The sequence below is a fragment of the Pseudomonas sp. EA_35y_Pfl2_R111 genome (genome assembly GCF_963970955.1).
Taxonomy (GTDB): Bacteria; Pseudomonadota; Gammaproteobacteria; order Pseudomonadales; family Pseudomonadaceae; genus Aquipseudomonas.
Genome location: NZ_CAXAOM010000001.1, coordinates 956,972 through 972,910 on the forward strand (window position 1 = coordinate 956,972; position 15,939 = coordinate 972,910).

General features: G+C 59.3%; 15 protein-coding genes. 10 read left to right on the forward strand and 5 right to left on the reverse strand.

What is annotated here, in order from left to right:
* The first annotated feature begins 11 nt into the window (after nucleotides 1-11).
* From AACY25_RS04695 to AACY25_RS04725, 7 genes are all read left to right on the forward strand, one after another.
* The gene (locus AACY25_RS04695) at nucleotides 12-1,532 is read left to right on the forward strand and encodes a tripartite tricarboxylate transporter permease (RefSeq protein ID WP_339522821.1); all 1,521 of its coding nucleotides are present in this window, start codon (nucleotides 12-14) and stop codon (nucleotides 1,530-1,532) included.
* A gap of 438 nt (nucleotides 1,533-1,970) precedes the next feature.
* Complete coding sequence (locus tag AACY25_RS04700; RefSeq protein WP_339522823.1) at nucleotides 1,971-2,789, forward strand: NAD-dependent epimerase/dehydratase family protein; 819 nt, start codon at nucleotides 1,971-1,973, stop codon at nucleotides 2,787-2,789.
* 57 nt (nucleotides 2,790-2,846) lie between these two features.
* On the forward strand, nucleotides 2,847-3,737 hold the full coding sequence (locus AACY25_RS04705; RefSeq protein WP_339522825.1) for an SMP-30/gluconolactonase/LRE family protein: 891 nt from the start codon (nucleotides 2,847-2,849) through the stop codon (nucleotides 3,735-3,737).
* 70 nt (nucleotides 3,738-3,807) lie between these two features.
* Entirely contained in the window at nucleotides 3,808-4,779 is a 972-nt protein-coding gene (locus AACY25_RS04710) for a TRAP transporter substrate-binding protein (protein WP_339522827.1), read from the forward strand.
* Nucleotides 4,780-4,844: 65 nt separating this feature from the next.
* Entirely contained in the window at nucleotides 4,845-5,372 is a 528-nt protein-coding gene (locus tag AACY25_RS04715; protein WP_339413943.1) for a TRAP transporter small permease, read from the forward strand.
* Nucleotides 5,373-6,653, forward strand: a complete 1,281-nt coding sequence (locus tag AACY25_RS04720) for a TRAP transporter large permease (protein WP_339522829.1) — start codon at nucleotides 5,373-5,375, stop codon at nucleotides 6,651-6,653.
* 212 nt (nucleotides 6,654-6,865) lie between these two features.
* Nucleotides 6,866-7,774 (forward strand): DMT family transporter, encoded by a 909-nt coding sequence (locus tag AACY25_RS04725; protein WP_339522831.1) that lies wholly within the window; start codon nucleotides 6,866-6,868, stop codon nucleotides 7,772-7,774.
* 21 nt (nucleotides 7,775-7,795) lie between these two features.
* Here the strand turns inward: AACY25_RS04725 and AACY25_RS04730 are convergent, their stop codons facing one another.
* On the reverse strand, nucleotides 7,796-8,551 hold the full coding sequence (locus AACY25_RS04730; RefSeq protein WP_339413940.1) for a FadR/GntR family transcriptional regulator: 756 nt from the start codon (nucleotides 8,549-8,551) through the stop codon (nucleotides 7,796-7,798).
* Nucleotides 8,552-8,686: 135 nt separating this feature from the next.
* Between AACY25_RS04730 and AACY25_RS04735 the strand changes: the two genes are divergently transcribed.
* Complete coding sequence (locus tag AACY25_RS04735; protein WP_339522832.1) at nucleotides 8,687-9,562, forward strand: aldose 1-epimerase; 876 nt, start codon at nucleotides 8,687-8,689, stop codon at nucleotides 9,560-9,562.
* Nucleotides 9,563-10,277: 715 nt separating this feature from the next.
* Nucleotides 10,278-10,490, forward strand: coding sequence for a hypothetical protein (locus AACY25_RS04740; RefSeq protein ID WP_339413975.1), 213 nt, complete (start codon nucleotides 10,278-10,280; stop codon nucleotides 10,488-10,490).
* 59 nt (nucleotides 10,491-10,549) lie between these two features.
* On the opposite strand, the gene AACY25_RS04745 is transcribed toward AACY25_RS04740, so the two are convergent.
* Complete coding sequence (locus AACY25_RS04745; protein WP_339522833.1) at nucleotides 10,550-12,049, reverse strand: helicase HerA-like domain-containing protein; 1,500 nt, start codon at nucleotides 12,047-12,049, stop codon at nucleotides 10,550-10,552.
* Nucleotides 12,050-12,176: 127 nt separating this feature from the next.
* On the opposite strand from AACY25_RS04745, the gene AACY25_RS04750 reads away from it, so the two are divergent.
* Nucleotides 12,177-14,054 carry a methyl-accepting chemotaxis protein gene (locus AACY25_RS04750; RefSeq protein WP_339522834.1) on the forward strand — a complete coding sequence of 626 codons (1,878 nt, stop codon included), beginning with the start codon at nucleotides 12,177-12,179 and terminating at the stop codon, nucleotides 14,052-14,054.
* Nucleotides 14,055-14,184: 130 nt separating this feature from the next.
* Here AACY25_RS04750 and AACY25_RS04755 read toward each other — a convergent pair whose 3' ends face one another.
* Genes AACY25_RS04755 through purU form a run of 3 tightly spaced genes read right to left on the reverse strand, consistent with a single transcriptional unit; the run spans nucleotide 14,185 to nucleotide 15,721 of the window.
* Complete coding sequence (locus tag AACY25_RS04755) at nucleotides 14,185-14,370, reverse strand: hypothetical protein (protein ID WP_339522836.1); 186 nt, start codon at nucleotides 14,368-14,370, stop codon at nucleotides 14,185-14,187.
* A 28-nt stretch (nucleotides 14,371-14,398) separates the two neighbouring features.
* The gene (locus AACY25_RS04760) at nucleotides 14,399-14,824 is read right to left on the reverse strand and encodes a CBS domain-containing protein (RefSeq protein ID WP_339413935.1); all 426 of its coding nucleotides are present in this window, start codon (nucleotides 14,822-14,824) and stop codon (nucleotides 14,399-14,401) included.
* Between the two features lie 45 nt (nucleotides 14,825-14,869).
* Nucleotides 14,870-15,721: a formyltetrahydrofolate deformylase gene (gene purU / locus AACY25_RS04765; protein ID WP_339413934.1), complete on the reverse strand. Its 852-nt coding sequence runs from the start codon at nucleotides 15,719-15,721 to the stop codon at nucleotides 14,870-14,872.
* Nucleotides 15,722-15,939: the final 218 nt, after the last annotated feature.

Below are 15,939 nucleotides of genomic sequence, written 5' to 3' on the forward strand. Positions count from 1 at the left end.
GAGAATCGACCATGCTCGACTTACTGCAGCAAGGCTTCGGCGCCGTGTTTTCGTTTCACATCCTGTTTTTGATGGTGGTGGGCGTGGCCGTGGGCATTGTTTTCGGTGCCGTGCCCGGCCTCTCGGCCACCATGGCGGTGGCTCTGTGCCTGCCGCTGACCTTCACCATGGGCCCGCAAGCCGGTTTGTCACTGCTGGTGGCGTTGTTTATCGGCGCCACCTCGGGCGGGCTGATATCGGCGATTTTGCTAAAAATTCCCGGCACGCCCTCCTCCATCGCCACGGTATTTGATGGCGGTCCGCTGATGGAGCAAGGCCATGGGGTTAAGGCCCTCGGCGTCGGTATCGTGTTCTCTTTTCTCGGCACCATCTTCAGTATCGTGGCGCTGATGTTTATCGCCCCGCAGCTGGCGAAGGTCGCCCTGCGCTTCGGCCCGCATGAATACTTCGCCATCGCGGTGTTCTCCCTGACCCTGATCGCCACCCTGTCAGCCGGCTCCATGGCCAAGGGCCTGTTCGCCGGCGCACTGGGTTTTGCAGTTTCTACCGTGGGCATTGCACCCGTGGAAGCGGTTCGACGCTTTACCTTCGGCGTCACTGAACTCAATGGCGGCTTTGCCATGCTCACGGTGATGATCGGCATGTTTGCCGTCGCCGAAATCATCAAGGTGGCCGAACGTGGCCGCACCGTCAGCCAGGGCAAGGCGCAGTCGGTGAGTATGAAAAACATCAAGGGCTTCGGTTTCTCGCTCAAGGAATTTCGCGAGCAGGTGCCCAATGCCTCGCGCTCCGGCCTGATCGGCCTGGCCATTGGCATTTTGCCGGGCATCGGCGCCGGCACCTCGAACCTGGTGGCCTATATCATTTCCAAGAAGCGCGCGAAAAACCCGGAAACCTACGGCAAAGGCAATATCGGCGGCATCGTCGCCAGCGAGACGGCCAACAACGCAGGTATTGGCGGCGCCATGCTGCCGCTGATGACCCTGGGCATTCCCGGCGACACGGTCACCGCGATTCTGCTTGGCGGTTTTCTGATTCACGGTATCCAGCCCGGGCCGCTGCTGTTTATCAGCCAGGCGCCACTGGTGTACACCATCTTCGCCGCGCTGATCGTCTCCACCGTGCTGATGCTGTTTATGGAGTTCTACGGCCTGCGGTTGTTTATCAAACTGCTCGATATTCCCAAGCACATCCTGCTGCCGATCATCCTGGTGCTCTGTGTAGTCGGCGCCTTTGGCCTCTCCAGCCGGCTGTTTGATGTCTGGTCAATCCTGTTGTTCGGCTTGCTCGGCTATGCCTTTGTCAAAGCGGGGATGCCGGCCGCGCCCTTTATCATAGGTTTTATCCTGGGCCCCATGGCGGAGACCAACCTGCGCCGCGGCCTGATGCTCTCGGATGGCAACTTCGGGGAGTTCCTTAGCAACCCCATCGCGGCGTCGTTTCTCGGCCTGGCGCTGGCGTTCATCATCTGGCAGGTGTTCAGCTCGCTGCGCACCAAGAAAAGCATGGTCAGCGAGATCCTGCGCACCTGAGGCCGATAGCCGCTGCTAGCTGCAATGCCGTTCACCGATGTTCGGTGTCGGCATTGCCACTCGTCCATAACGCGAGCCTGAACGCGATCTCCGCCGGTGAAGCCGGGCAGTAAAAAGACATGTCATCGTACAACAAGACGTTAATTGACCTCCCGCCACCCTGCCGCGAGATGGCTCAAGGTTACGACGCTTCACGCTGCTAATTCAGTGCCTGACAAAAACCAGCAAAAGCGCCTATTTAGAGCGCCCTATTTGAAAATAAAGGCGTAATACCACACAGGTAATACGGCTACTACACACACCACCTGGCCCGCAGTTCGAGCAAATTTTCGACCATAGTCGCGTTGACAAAGATCAACAACACTCCCGATAATCGGGACAAGTCATACGACAACAGATGACAACTCAATAACAACAAGCAGAGACGCAGAGACTGCCATGACCACATCCTACACACCCTTCAATCGCCTGCTGCTCACCGGGGCGGCAGGCGGCCTCGGCAAGGTACTGCGCGAAAGCCTGCGACCTTATGCCAACATCCTGCGCGTATCCGATATCGCGGCCATGCGCCCTGCCACAGGCGCCCATGAAGAAGTCCAGGTCTGCGACCTCGCCGATAAAGCGGCAGTCCATCAACTGGTCGAAGGCGTGGATGCAATCCTGCACTTCGGCGGCGTGTCGGTGGAGCGGCCCTTCGAGGAAATCCTCGGGGCCAATATCTGCGGCGTGTTCCATATCTACGAAGCGGCGCGCCGGCATGGCGTGAAGCGGGTGGTCTTCGCCAGCTCCAACCACGTTATCGGTTTCTACAAGCAGGACGAAACCATTGACGCCAACTGCCCACGCCGCCCGGACAGCTACTACGGCCTGTCCAAGTCCTACGGCGAAGACATGGCCAGCTTCTACTTCGACCGCTACGGCATCGAGACCGTGAGCATCCGCATCGGCTCCTCGTTCCCCGAGCCGCACAACCGCCGGATGATGAGCACCTGGTTGAGCTTTGCCGACCTGACGCAACTGCTCGAACGCGCGCTGTACACCCCCAACGTTGGCCACACCGTGGTCTACGGCGTGTCCGACAACAAGACCGTCTGGTGGGACAACAGCCTGGCCGCGCACCTGGGCTTTGCGCCCAAGGACAGCTCCGAGGTGTTCCGCGCGCAGATCGATGCGCAACCGATGCCAGCCGCCGATGACCCGGCGATGGTGTATCAGGGTGGCGCCTTTGTCGCAGCCGGGCCGTTCGGCGACGACTGATCGCAGGACAGCGACGCGCAACATTCATAACAAGAACACACCAGAGAACGAGCTGCCATGCACGCTGAACTGATTCTCGACGCCCGCAATGCCACTGGTGAAAGCCCGGTGTGGAGTGCCGCCGAACAGGCGCTGTACTGGGTCGACATTCCGGCCAAGCGCCTGCACCGCTGGAGCGCTGCCGACGGCCAATCGCAGAGCTGGCTTGCCCCGCAAATGCTCGGCTGCATCGCCCGCAGCAGTGACGGCGGCTGGATCGCCGGAATGCAGAGCGGTCTGTTCCACCTGCATCCCCAGGCCGATGGCCAACTGAGCAGCCGCCTGCTCTGCGAGGTCGAGCATGCTCGGCCGGGCATGCGCTTCAACGACGGTCGCTGTGACCGCCAGGGCCGTTTCTGGGCTGGCAGTATGCTGCTCGATATGGCCGCCGCCGCTCCGGTCGGCGCCATGTACCGCTACAGCGCCAGCCAGGACGAGCCGCTCAATGCGCAACTGAGTGGCTTTATCGTGCCCAACGGCCTGGCGTTCAGCCCGGACGGCCGCACGATGTACCTGTCCGACTCGCATCCGTCCGTGCAGGCGATCTGGACTTTCGACTACGACATCGACAGCGGCAAGCCGCATAACCGCCAGCTGTTCGTCGACATGCGCGAGCACCCGGGCCGCCCTGACGGCGCCGCCGTGGATGCCGACGGCTGCTACTGGATCTGCGGCAACGACGCCGGACAAATCCATCGCTTCACCCCAGATGGTCGCTTGGACCGCTCCCTCACTGTGCCGGTGAAGAAGCCGACCATGTGCGCCTTTGGTGGCCGCAACCTGGACACCCTCTACGTCGCCTCGATTCGCCCGGATGGCATCGACCTCGCCGATCAGCCGCTGGCCGGCGGCGTGTTCGCCCTCAACCCAGGTGTCACTGGCCTGGAGGAACCCCATTTCAACGACTGAGGCGTACCCGCTGCGCCTCAGCCATCGCAACGCTGCACTCCCAACAACAACAATAGACTGGAGCTTAACCATGACTTTCAAACGCAAGTTGCTTGTCGCCGCCCTGCCCTTTGCCTTCTGCCTGTCGGGGCTGGCGCAAGCCACCACGATGAAGATGGCCGAGATCCACCCGGCCGGTTACCCGACCGTGGTCGCCCAGGAAGCCATGGGCAAGAAGATCGAAGCGGCCACCAATGGCGAGCTGAGCTTCAAGATGTTTGCCGGCGGCGTGCTCGGTTCTGAAAAGGAAGTGGTCGAACAGGTGCAGATCGGCGCCGTGCAGATGACCCGCGTCAGCCTGGGCACCGTTGGCCCGGTGGTTCCAGACGTCAACGTGTTCAACATGCCGTTTATCTTCCGCGACACCGCGCACATGCGCGCGATAATCGACGGTGAAATCGGCCAGGAAATCCTCGACAAGATCACCAACTCCGAATTCAACATGGTCGGCCTGGCGTGGATGGATGGCGGCACCCGCAACATCTATTCGAAGAAGCCGGTACGCAACCTTGAAGACCTCAAGGGCATGAAGATCCGCGTCATGGGTAACCCGCTGTTTATCGAAACCTTCAACGCCATGGGCGCCAATGGCGTAGCCATGGACACTGGCGAAATCTTCAGCGCCTTGCAGACCGGCGTCGTCGATGGCGCGGAAAACAACCCGCCGACCATGCTTGAACACAACCACTACCGCACGGCCAAGTACTACAGCCTGACCGGCCACCTGATCCTGCCGGAGCCACTGGTGATGTCCAAGGCCAGCTGGAACAAGCTCACCCCCGAGCAGCAGGCCATCGTCAAGAAGTACGCCAAGGAAGCGCAGTTCGAAGAGCGCAAGCTGTGGGATGAGAAGTCCGCGAGCAGCGAAGCCAAGCTGAAGGAAGCCGGCGTCGAGTTTATCGAAGTCGACAAGAAGCCCTTCTTCGACGCCACCGCACCGATTCGTGCCAAGTACGGCGCGCCTTACGCTGAGCTGATCAAGCGTATCGAAGCGGTCCAGTAACTCGGCATCTCTGAAGAACCCCGTGGCGGCGGCTCAGGCCGTCGCCACGCGCGTGGTGAAGTCTCATGAAAAACTTGCTGTTACGCATCAACGACGTGATTTACCAAGCCTGTATCTGGGTAGCTGGCACCGCCATCGTGGTGATGGCGCTGATCATTCCCTGGGGCATTTTTGCCCGCTACGTGCTGGGCAGCGGTGCCGGTTGGCCGGAACCCATTGCGATCATGCTGATGGTGCTGTTCACCTTTATCGGTGCCGCCGCCAGTTACCGGGCCGGCGCGCACATGGCCGTGACCACCTTTACCGACCGCCTCTCGCCCACCTGGCAGCCCTACATCAGTCTGTTGGTGCAACTGCTGATGGCCGCCATCGCGCTGTTTATGACCATCTGGGGCATCAAGCTGTGCGCGGCCACCTGGAACCAGTTTATGAGCACGCTGCCGACACTGCGCGTAGGCATCAGCTACTCGCCTATTCCGATTGGCGGTTTTATCACCCTGATCTTCGTCCTTGAGCGCCTGTTCCTCGGCGACCAAAGCCATCGCCGCGTGGTCAACTTCGAGCTGGTTGAAGACAGCAAGGAGGCCGTGTAAATGGACGCTCTGATCCTGCTTGGCAGCTTTATGCTGCTGATTCTGCTGCGCGTACCTGTGGCCTATTCGCTGGGTTTATCGGCCTTGCTCGGTGCCTGGTACATCGATATTCCGTTCCACGCGATCATGATTCAGATCAGCGGCGGCGTGAGCAAATTCTCCCTGCTGGCCATCCCGTTCTTCGTCCTGGCTGGCGCGATCATGGCCGAGGGCGGCATGTCGCGGCGTCTGGTGAATTTCGCCAACGTACTGGTGGGCTTCGTGCGTGGTGGCCTGTCGCTGGTCAATATTCTCGCTTCGACCTTCTTCGGCGCAATCTCCGGTTCGTCCCTGGCGGACACCGCTTCGGTCGGTTCGGTGCTGATTCCAGAAATGGAAAAGAAGGGCTACCCGCGTGAATACTCCACCGCGGTCACCGTCAGCGGCTCGGTGCAAGCGCTACTCACCCCGCCCAGCCATAACTCGGTGCTGTATTCGCTGGCAGCCGGCGGCACAGTATCGATTGCCTCGCTGTTTATCGCTGGTATCGGCCCAGGCCTGCTGCTCAGCGCGGTGATGATGAGCATGTGTCTGTACTTCGCACGCAAACGCAATTACCCCAAAGGCGAGGTCATCCCGCTCAAGCAGGCGCTGAAAATCTGCGTGGATGCGCTGTGGGGCCTGTTCACCATGGTGATCATCCTCGGCGGCATTCTCTCAGGCATCTTCACCGCCACCGAGTCAGCCTCGATTGCCGTGGTCTGGGCGTTCTTCGTGACCATGTTTATCTACCGCGACTACAAGTGGCGCGAGCTACCCAAGCTGCTGCACCGCACCGTGCGTACGCTGTCGATCGTGATGATTCTGATCGCCTTCGCCGCCAGCTTCGGCTACATCATGACGCTGATGCAGATTCCCTCGAAGATCACCGCGCTGTTCCTGACCCTGTCGGATAACCGCTACGTGATTCTGATGTGCATCAACTTTATGCTGCTGGTGCTCGGCACGCTGATGGACATGGCGCCGCTGATTCTGATTCTTACGCCGATCCTGCTGCCGGTGGTGGTGGATATTGGCGTCGACCCGGTGCACTTCGGCATGATCATGCTGGTCAACCTGGGCATCGGTCTGATCACCCCTCCGGTGGGCGCGGTGCTGTTTGTCGGCGCAGCCATCGGCAAGGTGACCATCGAGAACACCATCAAGGCGTTGCTGCCGTTCTACGCAGCACTGTTTATGGTGCTGCTGGCGGTAACCTATATTCCGGCCATTTCGCTATGGCTGCCGAGCGTGGTCCTGTAAGAACCTGCTCACAATCTACTGCGCGTCGGCCCTGCGGCGTTAAAAACAGGCTCGGAATGCTCATGTACAGCTCGTACACGCCGCTTCCTCGCCTGTTTTTGCCTTGCAAGGCTCTAGCTCGCTAGATCGTGAACAGGTTCCAAGGTTTATGAATGCGTCACGATCCCCTAGAGCCGCCGATCTGGCGGCTCCTTGTTTTGTAAGGACACTGCATGTCTGCCGCGCTCTTCCCCCGCCATATCGCGGTGCTGATTCTAGCCACCCTGGCCTGCTCGTTCGCTGGCGGGCATATCGCTGCACGCATCGCATTCGACCATGACACCGGCCTGCTGCTGGCGATGCTCTGCCGCTCCGGCGTGACCATGCTGGCGCTGATCGCTCTAGTGCTGTGGCGTCGTGAATCACTGCACCTGAAACCGCAAACCTGGGGCTGGCAACTGCTGCTTGGCTTGCTGATTGCGGTGCAGAGTTTCTGCATCTACTCGGCGGTGGCGCGGATTCCGGTGGCCCTGGCGCTGCTGGTGGTCAACCTCGCGCCGATCATGCTGGCACTGCTGACCTGGGCCCTCGGCGGGGCACGGCCAACCGCGCGGGCGGCGTTGCTGATGGGGCTGATTCTATTCGGCTTGGTACTGGTGCTTGATCTGCCGTCGCGGCTGTCGGGGGCAACCCAGATCGATGCCACCTGGATCGAAGGTGTGTTATTCGGCCTGACCGCGGCGGCGGTGTTTGCCTGCGCCCTGTGGGTCACCGAAAACCGCCTAAGCGCAATGCCGGGTACGGTGCGCAGCATGCTGACCATGCTGATGGTATTTATTGCATCAGCCCTGGCCGGTGCAGGCGGCTTGCTGCCGGGCGGTATGGGCCTGCCGTCGGCAGCCGCCGGCTGGGTCGCCCTGGCCTGCCTGGTGCTGCTTTATGGCACGGCGTTTTCCACGTTATTTATCCTGGTCACGCGGCTAAACATCGCACGCAATGCGCCGGTGATGAACATGGAGCCGGTGGCTGGGCTGATATTTGGCTGGCTGATTCTCGATCAACTACTCGGCGGCATACAGATTATCGGCGGGCTGATCGTGGTCAGCGGCATCGTGCTGCTGACCTACCGCCGGCCGACCTGAAGCATGTCAGGCCAGAGTGTTTCAGGCCTGCTGAGCTTGCGCCTCGGCGGCTTCGTGAGCCTGGCGCAGACGCTCGCGGCTGTTGGTCAGATGCAGGCGCATGGCCGCGCGTGCCGCATCGGAATCCTGGCGGGCGATGGCTTCAAAAATCTGCTCATGCTCGCGGCTCAGACGCGCCATGTAATGCTCCTGATCATCGTGAGCAATGCGTGCCGAGTTCAGCCGCGTGCGCGGAATGATGCTGGTGCCCAGGTGACTCATGATGTCGGTGAAATAGCGGTTGCCGGTCGACTCGGCAATCAGCAGGTGGAACTGAAAATCCGAGGCCACCGCATCGCCCGCCTGCGACACGCTCTGATACAACACATCCAGCACCTCGCGCATGGACGCCAGTTGCTCGGCGCTGCGGCGCTGCGCCGCCAAGCCGGCCGATTCAACTTCCAGGCTGATGCGCAGCTCGAGAATCGCCAGCACATCGCGCAGGGTGACAATGGTTGCCGGGTCAATACGAAAGCCGCTGGGGCTCGGCGTATCCAGCACAAAGGTGCCGATGCCGTGACGCGTTTCGACCAGGCCGGAAGCCTGCAGCCGCGACAATGCCTCGCGCACGACAGTGCGGCTAACGCCCTGCTCTTCCATGATCGCCGACTCGGTCGGCAACTTATCGCCGCGCTTGATCACCCCATCACGGATGCGCTGCGACAGCTCGGTCACCAATTCCTGAGCGAGGCTGCGGTGCTTTCTGCGGGCGCGTGGTGGGGTGTTCAGATTATCCATATCGGCGGTCTTTCTCGGCTGACGGCTAAAGCGCAATCATAGCCCAGGCAGTTGTACGATGACACACTCCTTGAGTCGCAGTTCCCGCACAAATCCGATTTATCACTGTGAATTTTCTGCCCGAGCGCAACCGCCATGCTGAGCAAACTGCTGATCCTCGAAGACCAATTGACGCGCCTAGTTCTGGCCCCAGAGCTCGGTGGCAGCATCGTCAACTGGACCCTGCGCGCCAACGGTCACGCGCTGCTGCGTTCCAGTGATCAGCAGGCCTTGGACGCAGCTAACCCACGCCGTCTGGCCTGCTACCCGTTGGTGCCCTGGTCCAACCGCATCGGCCAGGGCGGCTTTAGCAGCCCGGACGGCTGGTTTGCCCTGGCGGCCAACAGCGCCAACGACCCGCTGCCGATCCACGGCAGCGCTTGGCAACAGCCCTGGCAGGTCATCGAACAGAGCGCGAACGGGGTTTGTTTGCAATTAGACAGCTGCGTGCCTTTTGCCTACCGCGCGCAACAGCGCTTTCGCCTGCATGACGGCTGCCTGCAGATGCACTTACAGGTCACCCACCTGGACCCGCGCGCGGCCTGGCATGGCCTGGGCTGGCATCCATACTTTCCGCGCACCGCCGACACCCGCCTACGCGCCGCAGCGCGACAATTCTGGCAATGCGACCAGGCGCGCCTATCCAGCGAATTGGCGCCATTGCCGGCTGACTGGAACTTCGCCGAAGCTCAACCCTTGCCCGCCGAGCAGATCGACAACGCCTTTACCGGCTGGGATGGCAGCTGCGAGATTATTCAGCAAGACGCCGGCTATCAGCTGCACTGCCGCAGTCAGGGCACCGACTATTTCATCCTCTACACCCCGGCTGGGCAGGATTTCTTCTGCTTCGAGCCGGTCAGCCACCCGGTCAATGCTCACCATTTACCAGGGCAGCCGGGCTTGTATCTGTTACGCCAAGGGCAAACCTGTCAGCTGTCCCTTGAGGTGCAGTACCGGGCGCTGCCCAGTTAGTTCTGATGCCAGCTACTTGGCAGAGCCGCCAATAGACTTAATAAAGCGAAGAAAACCCGAGGCGAATTATCCCCACCACATCCAGCAGGATGATTTACGCAACTGCCTAGCGGCGTGTAGGCCTTAAGGCATTTCATTGGTGCTGCAGAAAAGCTTAAAAACATATCCGATATCAATCAGCGTAATGAGCATCAATAACCAGCGTCAGTTATTGAGGCTCAATGCCAGATGCTTTGCCGAGTAGGAATAGTCGTGCTTAATCGCGATGTGGCCTGTGACTTTCTCGAACGCGCAAATATGGATTAATGGCACCAAGCCGGGGATGTTTCACCGAGTTCATATGGCATTGGTTTGCAAGCAAAAGTCAGCCCCGCACAGCCCATTGCCCGCAATCGCAGGCTGAGACACCGTATAAAAACGACCAGCTCGCAATCAATGCGCAGAACGATGGTCTGTAGCTAGCGCATTAATACGCAGGCTGGACTTTTGATCGGGCTTCGCCATAATTGCCAGGCGCAGCCAAATAGCCCTTTAACAAACCTGATAATTCGTTCAGGTACCCACGTTTAAAGGGCAACGGGTGACGACGCGATAGTCACTGCAACTATTCGCCGCGCTTATAAATGCGTTTTATCTAAACTATTTGGCCGCTTCAGGTGTCTACGCGTTATGCCTGATATTCAGCCAACATCTATTCAAGACCATGGGTAACTACGTGACGAAAGACGAACTGCGCGCAGAACTTGAGCGCCAGGCGCAGCGTTACAAGGATGTATACGGCGGGGAAGTGATTACCTACGCCGCTCAACCGGATCCCGAGCGCAAGCCATGGCGCAAGAAGGCTAACCTTCTCGACCAAGCGTTTGAAAAAGAATTGGAAAAAATCGAAAAAGAGCTGCAAAGCAAAGCCGACGAGGCCTCTGGCTGACGCCCCGCCGCCTGCTGCCGGATCACCTGGCCATCCCTGCTCCTGGATGGCCACTTGGCTCAACGCCCTTTACCACCCATCAGCGAGCCCAACAGACCGCGTACCAGTTGCCGACCAATCTGATTGGCCGCCTGGCGCATAGCGGTTTTCATAACCTGACTGGCCAGGCCACCGAGTAGCTCGCCAGCAGCACCCGCAATCCCACCACTGGTCTCAGCCTTCTTGCCGGCAGTGCTCGGTTTGCTTGACTCTGCGTGTTGCGCGGCCTGCTCGGCGCGGGCGGTCAGCAATTCGTAGGCCGACTCACGATCAATTGGCTTGTCGTAGCGCCCCCGCAACGGCGACTGCTGAATCAAAGCGGCGCGCTCACTCTCGCTCAACGGCCCGATACGCGATTGCGGCGGCGCAACCGCCACCCGCTGAACCATGGCTGGCGTGCCTTTGGCTTCCAGCGTGCCAACCAGCGCCTCACCGATCCCTAGCTCGGTAAGCACCGTCAGCGTGTTGATGGTCGGATTGGGCCGGAAGCCATCGGCCACCGCGCGCAGCGATTTCTGCTCTTTGGCGGTAAAGGCGCGCAGGCCGTGCTGAATTCGTAGGCCAAGCTGGGCCAGCACATCGTCGGGCAGATCACCCGGCGACTGGGTGACGAAATACACCCCCACGCCTTTTGAGCGAATCAATCGCACCACCTGTTCCAAGCGTTCCTGCAAGGCCTTGGGCGTGTCGGCAAACAACAGATGCGCCTCATCGAAGAACAGCGCCAGCAGCGGTTTGTCGGCATCACCACGTTCCGGCAGTTGCTCGAACAGTTCGGCCAGCAACCACAGCAAGAAGGTCGCGTAGACCTTCGGCGCCTCGTGCACCAGGCGGCTGGCGTCAAGCAGATGGATGCGCCCGCGACCATCGCGATCCGGATGCAGAATGTCTTCCAATTGCAGCGCCGGTTCGCCAAACAGCGCATCAGCACCCTGCTGTTCCAGTCCCGCTAATTTACGCAATAAGGCTTGTGATGACGTGTTGGTAAATAGCGCGCTGTCTTCGCCGAGCACTTCGGGGTGGTTTTTCAGGTGCGCCAACAGCGCTTTGAGATCTTTCAGATCAAGCAGCAGCAAACCTTCGCGGTCTGCCACCTTGAATGCGGCATAGAGGGCGGCCTGCTGGCTGTCGGTCAGCTCCAACAGCGCACCGAGCAGCAAAGGCCCCATCTCACTCAACGTGGTGCGCAGCGGATGGCCGCTCTTGCCCTGCACATCCCATAGCGTGACTGGATAAGCCGTAGGCTGATGATTGAGCCAGGGCATGCTGGCGATACGCTCAGCCACCTTGCCTTGCGGCGTGCCGGCAGCGCCCAGGCCACAAAGATCGCCTTTGACATCAGCGGCAAACACCGCCACGCCTGCATCGCTGAAGGTTTCGATCAAGCGCTGCAGGGTCACTGTCTTGCCGGTGCCTGTTGCGCCTGCAATCAGTCCATGACGATTGGCCAGGCGCAACGCCTGCCCCACCGGCAGTCCCTGAGGATCGGCCCCTACAACAAACTGCTCGGTTTGCTCCATCTTGTTATCTCCATGGTTAAAGCTTTACTTCAACTAAGCCGACATAGTCAGCATGTCGCATACGTGCGACAGGCCTGCCTTACATCAGCCCAAGACTGATGCCAGAACTTACCGGACGCAAGAAGCCATGACTAACAACCTGAAGTTCAGCCACAAGATCCTGCTCGCCGCCTCGCTGGTGGTAATCGCCGCCTTCTCGCTGTTCACCCTGTACAACGACTACCTGCAACGCAACGCCATTCGTGATGATCTGGAAAGCTACCTGCATGAAATGGGCAACGTCACCGCCAGCAATATCTCAAACTGGCTGTCGGGGCGCATCCTGCTGGTGGAGAACGTTGCCCAATCGGTCGCCCGGGATTCGTCCGCAGAAGCCCTGACGGGCCTGCTGGAGCAGAAAGTCCTGGCGTCCACTTTCGCCTTTACCTACCTGGGCAGCGCCGACGGTAGTTTCACCATGCGTCCAGACGAAGACATGCCGGATGGCTACGATCCGCGCCAACGCCCCTGGTACAAGGACGCTATGGCTGCAGCCGGTAGCACCCTCACCGAGCCCTATGTCGACGCTGCCACCAGCGAGCTGATCATCACCATCGCCACGCCCGCCAAAGCGGCCGGTGTTGTCGGCGGCGATCTGAGCCTCAACACATTGGTCGACATCATCAATTCGCTGGACTTTGCCGGCATGGGTTACGCCTTCCTGGTCAGCGCCGACGGTAAGATCCTGGTGCACCCGGATAAATCCCTGGTGATGAAGAACCTCAGCGAGGTCTACCCGCAGAACACTCCACGAATCAGCAGTGATTTCAGCGAAGCGGAACTCAACGGCGAAGACCGCATCCTCACCTTTACTCCGGTCAAGGGGCTGCCTTCGGTGAACTGGCATGTCGGTCTTTCCATCGACAAAACCAAGGCCTACTCGATGCTCAGCGAGTTCCGCGCCTCGGCGATTGTTGCGACCATCATCGCCGTGGTGCTGATCATTCTGCTGCTGAGCATGCTGATCAGCGTGCTGATGCAACCACTGAATGTCATGGGCAAAGCCATGGAGGACATCGCCCAGGGCGAGGGCGACCTGACCAAGCGCCTGAGCATCCAATCCAATGACGAGTTCGGCCGCCTGGCCACAGCCTTCAACCGCTTCGTCGAACGTATCCACAGTTCGATTCGCGAAGTGTCATCCGCCACCAGCCAGGTTAATGAAGTGGCGAAATTGGTGGTCGGCGCCTCCAACTCGTCGATGATCAACTCGGATGAACAAGCCAGCCGCACCAACAGCGTGGCCGCAGCGATCAACGAACTGGGCGCCGCCGCTCAGGAGATCGCGCGTAACGCCGCCGACGCGTCGAATCAGGCTTCCGACGCCCGGCACCTGGCTGAAGACGGCCGCCAGGTCGTGGAAAAAACCATCCAGGCAATGAATGAGCTGTCCGGCAAGATCAGCGCCTCCTGCAGCAATATCGAAACCCTCAACGGCAAGACGGTGAATATCGGCCAGATTCTCGAGGTGATCAAAAGCATCTCCCAGCAAACCAACCTGCTGGCGCTCAACGCCGCTATCGAAGCGGCGCGCGCTGGTGAGGCCGGCCGTGGCTTCGCCGTGGTAGCCGATGAAGTACGCAACCTGGCCCACCGCACCCAGGAATCGGCGCAGGAGATCGAGAAGATGATCGAGGAGCTGCAAGTCGGCTCCCGCGAGTCGGTCACCACCATGACCGAAAGCCAGCGCTACAGCGAAGAAAGCGTGGAGATCGCCAATCAAGCCGGCGCACGGCTGAGCAGTGTCACTGAACGCATCGGCGAGATTGATGGCATGAACCAGTCGGTAGCCACCGCCACCGAGGAACAGACCTCGGTGATCGAATCGCTCAACGTCGACATCACTGAAATCAACACCCTTAACCAGGAAGGTGTGGAAAACCTCAACGCTACACTGCGCGCCTGTGGAGATCTGGAGCAACAGGCCAGCCGTCTCAAACAACTGGTCGACAGCTTCCGCATTTAAGGTATTGACCACAATCAGCTGCGCTTGGGCCCTGCGGCGTTAAAAACAGGCTCACAGGACTCAAGCTCGCAAGGTCATAGCCGGCTGTAGCGGGAATAAAACAAACGGGGCGCTCAGTGAGCGCCCCGTTTTATTTCGGCTTATCGCTGTTTGTTGGCGGTTGGTGGTCTTGCTGCAATTGCCGCCACAATTCGGCAGCATCGGCAAACTCGGTGCCGTCTTCAGGGCTCAACGCCTTTGGGTCATAGCGCTGCGTACAACCCTCCCCGAGCACAGGTGGCGCACTGGATGTTGCACGCTCAAGGGGATCAGTCATAACGCCTCCAGTGCATGCCGTTCAGGCCTCAGTTAGTAGCCAGGTGACCTTCGTCATGCTGGGCGAACTCCTTGACCGCACGCAGTACGTCGCTGCGGCTGACCTGCCCGATCAGGCGGCCCTCTTCGACCACGGGCAAACGACGACGCCGGCCGCGCAGAAAGCGCTCGGATATTTCGATGATGTCCGCCTCAGGCGAAATCACTTCCACCTCGGTGGTCATATAAGCGCTGACATCACCGCCTGCTGACTCGTAATAAGCCCCGGACAGAATGCCGCGTAAGCAATCGCCCTCCGACAACAGCCCAACCAGGTGCCCTTGCCCATCGACCACCGGTGCGCCGGAGATACGGTGTTCAAGCAAACGATTGATGGCGGTGAACAGGTTCATTTCAGGGCGGAAAGTCACCAGATTGCGGGTCATGTAATCACGTACTTTGATTGACTTGAGCATCAGTAAACACCTCTGTCTGCGCTGAACCGAACGTTTATCTGTGCATCAGTCAAACACCACTGTTTTGTTATCGTGCACCAGCACTCGGTCCTCTAAGTGATAGCGTAGACCACGCGACAGCACCATCTTCTCTACATCCTTACCCAGGCGCACCATTTCTTCGATGCTGTCGCGATGGCTGACGCGCACCACGTCCTGCTCAATGATCGGCCCGGCGTCTAATTCCTCGGTCACGTAGTGCGAGGTCGCGCCAATCAGCTTGACCCCACGCAACGACGCCTGGTGATACGGCTTGGCCCCGACAAATGACGGCAGAAAGCTGTGATGGATGTTGATTACCCGCTGGGAGAACTCCGCGCACAGTGGCGCAGGCAGAATTTGCATATAACGCGCCAATACAATTACGTCAGCGGCATGGGCTTTTATCAAGTGCGCCACTTCGTCAAAAGCCGGCTGTTTATCCTGCGGATTGACCGGTACATGGAAGTACGGAATGGCATGCCACTCAACCATGCTGCGCAGATCGTCATGGTTGGAAATCACGCAAGGAATATCGCAATCCAGTTCGTCGCTGTGCCAGCGGTGCAGCAAATCGGCCAAACAGTGCGATTCACGACTGGCCATCAATACCACGCGTTTCTTAACCGCCGAGTCAGTTACCCTCCACTCCATAGAAAACTCGCGGGCAATCGGCGCAAAAGCCTGGCGAAAACCATCCAGATCAAATGGCAACGAGTCGGCGCGTATCTCATGGCGCATAAAGAACCAACCACTCTGATTATCCGAGTGATGGCTCGCCTCGGTAATCCAACCGTTATAGGTGGCCAGAAAGTTACTGACCTTGGCCACGATCCCGACCCGGTCCGGACAGGCAATGACCAATCGAAAAGTACGCATCAACGGCTCCAGCGCTCAAATAAAGTCGGCCATTCTAGTCACAGCCAGAGAAAACTGCAGTACTCAAACAGCGCTTGCCAGCGCAGTAGTAGTGCAAGATTGAACAGTAGCCGCCAGGCAAATAGGGCAAACACTGTGGCCATAACTGGCGAATAACAAGGCATGTACAACAGGCCACACACCCAACTAGTTACTTAACAATACAATTCATAAAAAAT

Excerpts from the sequence above, each read along its gene's own strand:
- AACY25_RS04710 (WP_339522827.1), top strand. The coding sequence starts at position 3,808 with ATGACTTTCAAACGCAAGTTGCTTGTCGCCGCCCTGCCCTTTGCCTTC.
- AACY25_RS04730 (WP_339413940.1), bottom strand. The coding sequence starts at position 8,551 with ATGGATAATCTGAACACCCCACCACGCGCCCGCAGAAAGCACCGCAGC.
- AACY25_RS04725 (WP_339522831.1), top strand. The coding sequence starts at position 6,866 with ATGTCTGCCGCGCTCTTCCCCCGCCATATCGCGGTGCTGATTCTAGCC.
- AACY25_RS04695 (WP_339522821.1), top strand. The coding sequence starts at position 12 with ATGCTCGACTTACTGCAGCAAGGCTTCGGCGCCGTGTTTTCGTTTCAC.
- purU (WP_339413934.1), bottom strand. The coding sequence starts at position 15,721 with ATGCGTACTTTTCGATTGGTCATTGCCTGTCCGGACCGGGTCGGGATC.
- AACY25_RS04750 (WP_339522834.1), top strand. The coding sequence starts at position 12,177 with ATGACTAACAACCTGAAGTTCAGCCACAAGATCCTGCTCGCCGCCTCG.
- AACY25_RS04705 (WP_339522825.1), top strand. The coding sequence starts at position 2,847 with ATGCACGCTGAACTGATTCTCGACGCCCGCAATGCCACTGGTGAAAGC.
- AACY25_RS04745 (WP_339522833.1), bottom strand. The coding sequence starts at position 12,049 with ATGGAGCAAACCGAGCAGTTTGTTGTAGGGGCCGATCCTCAGGGACTG.
- AACY25_RS04720 (WP_339522829.1), top strand. The coding sequence starts at position 5,373 with ATGGACGCTCTGATCCTGCTTGGCAGCTTTATGCTGCTGATTCTGCTG.
- AACY25_RS04700 (WP_339522823.1), top strand. The coding sequence starts at position 1,971 with ATGACCACATCCTACACACCCTTCAATCGCCTGCTGCTCACCGGGGCG.
- AACY25_RS04735 (WP_339522832.1), top strand. The coding sequence starts at position 8,687 with ATGCTGAGCAAACTGCTGATCCTCGAAGACCAATTGACGCGCCTAGTT.
- AACY25_RS04760 (WP_339413935.1), bottom strand. The coding sequence starts at position 14,824 with ATGCTCAAGTCAATCAAAGTACGTGATTACATGACCCGCAATCTGGTG.
- AACY25_RS04755 (WP_339522836.1), bottom strand. The coding sequence starts at position 14,370 with ATGACTGATCCCCTTGAGCGTGCAACATCCAGTGCGCCACCTGTGCTC.
- AACY25_RS04715 (WP_339413943.1), top strand. The coding sequence starts at position 4,845 with ATGAAAAACTTGCTGTTACGCATCAACGACGTGATTTACCAAGCCTGT.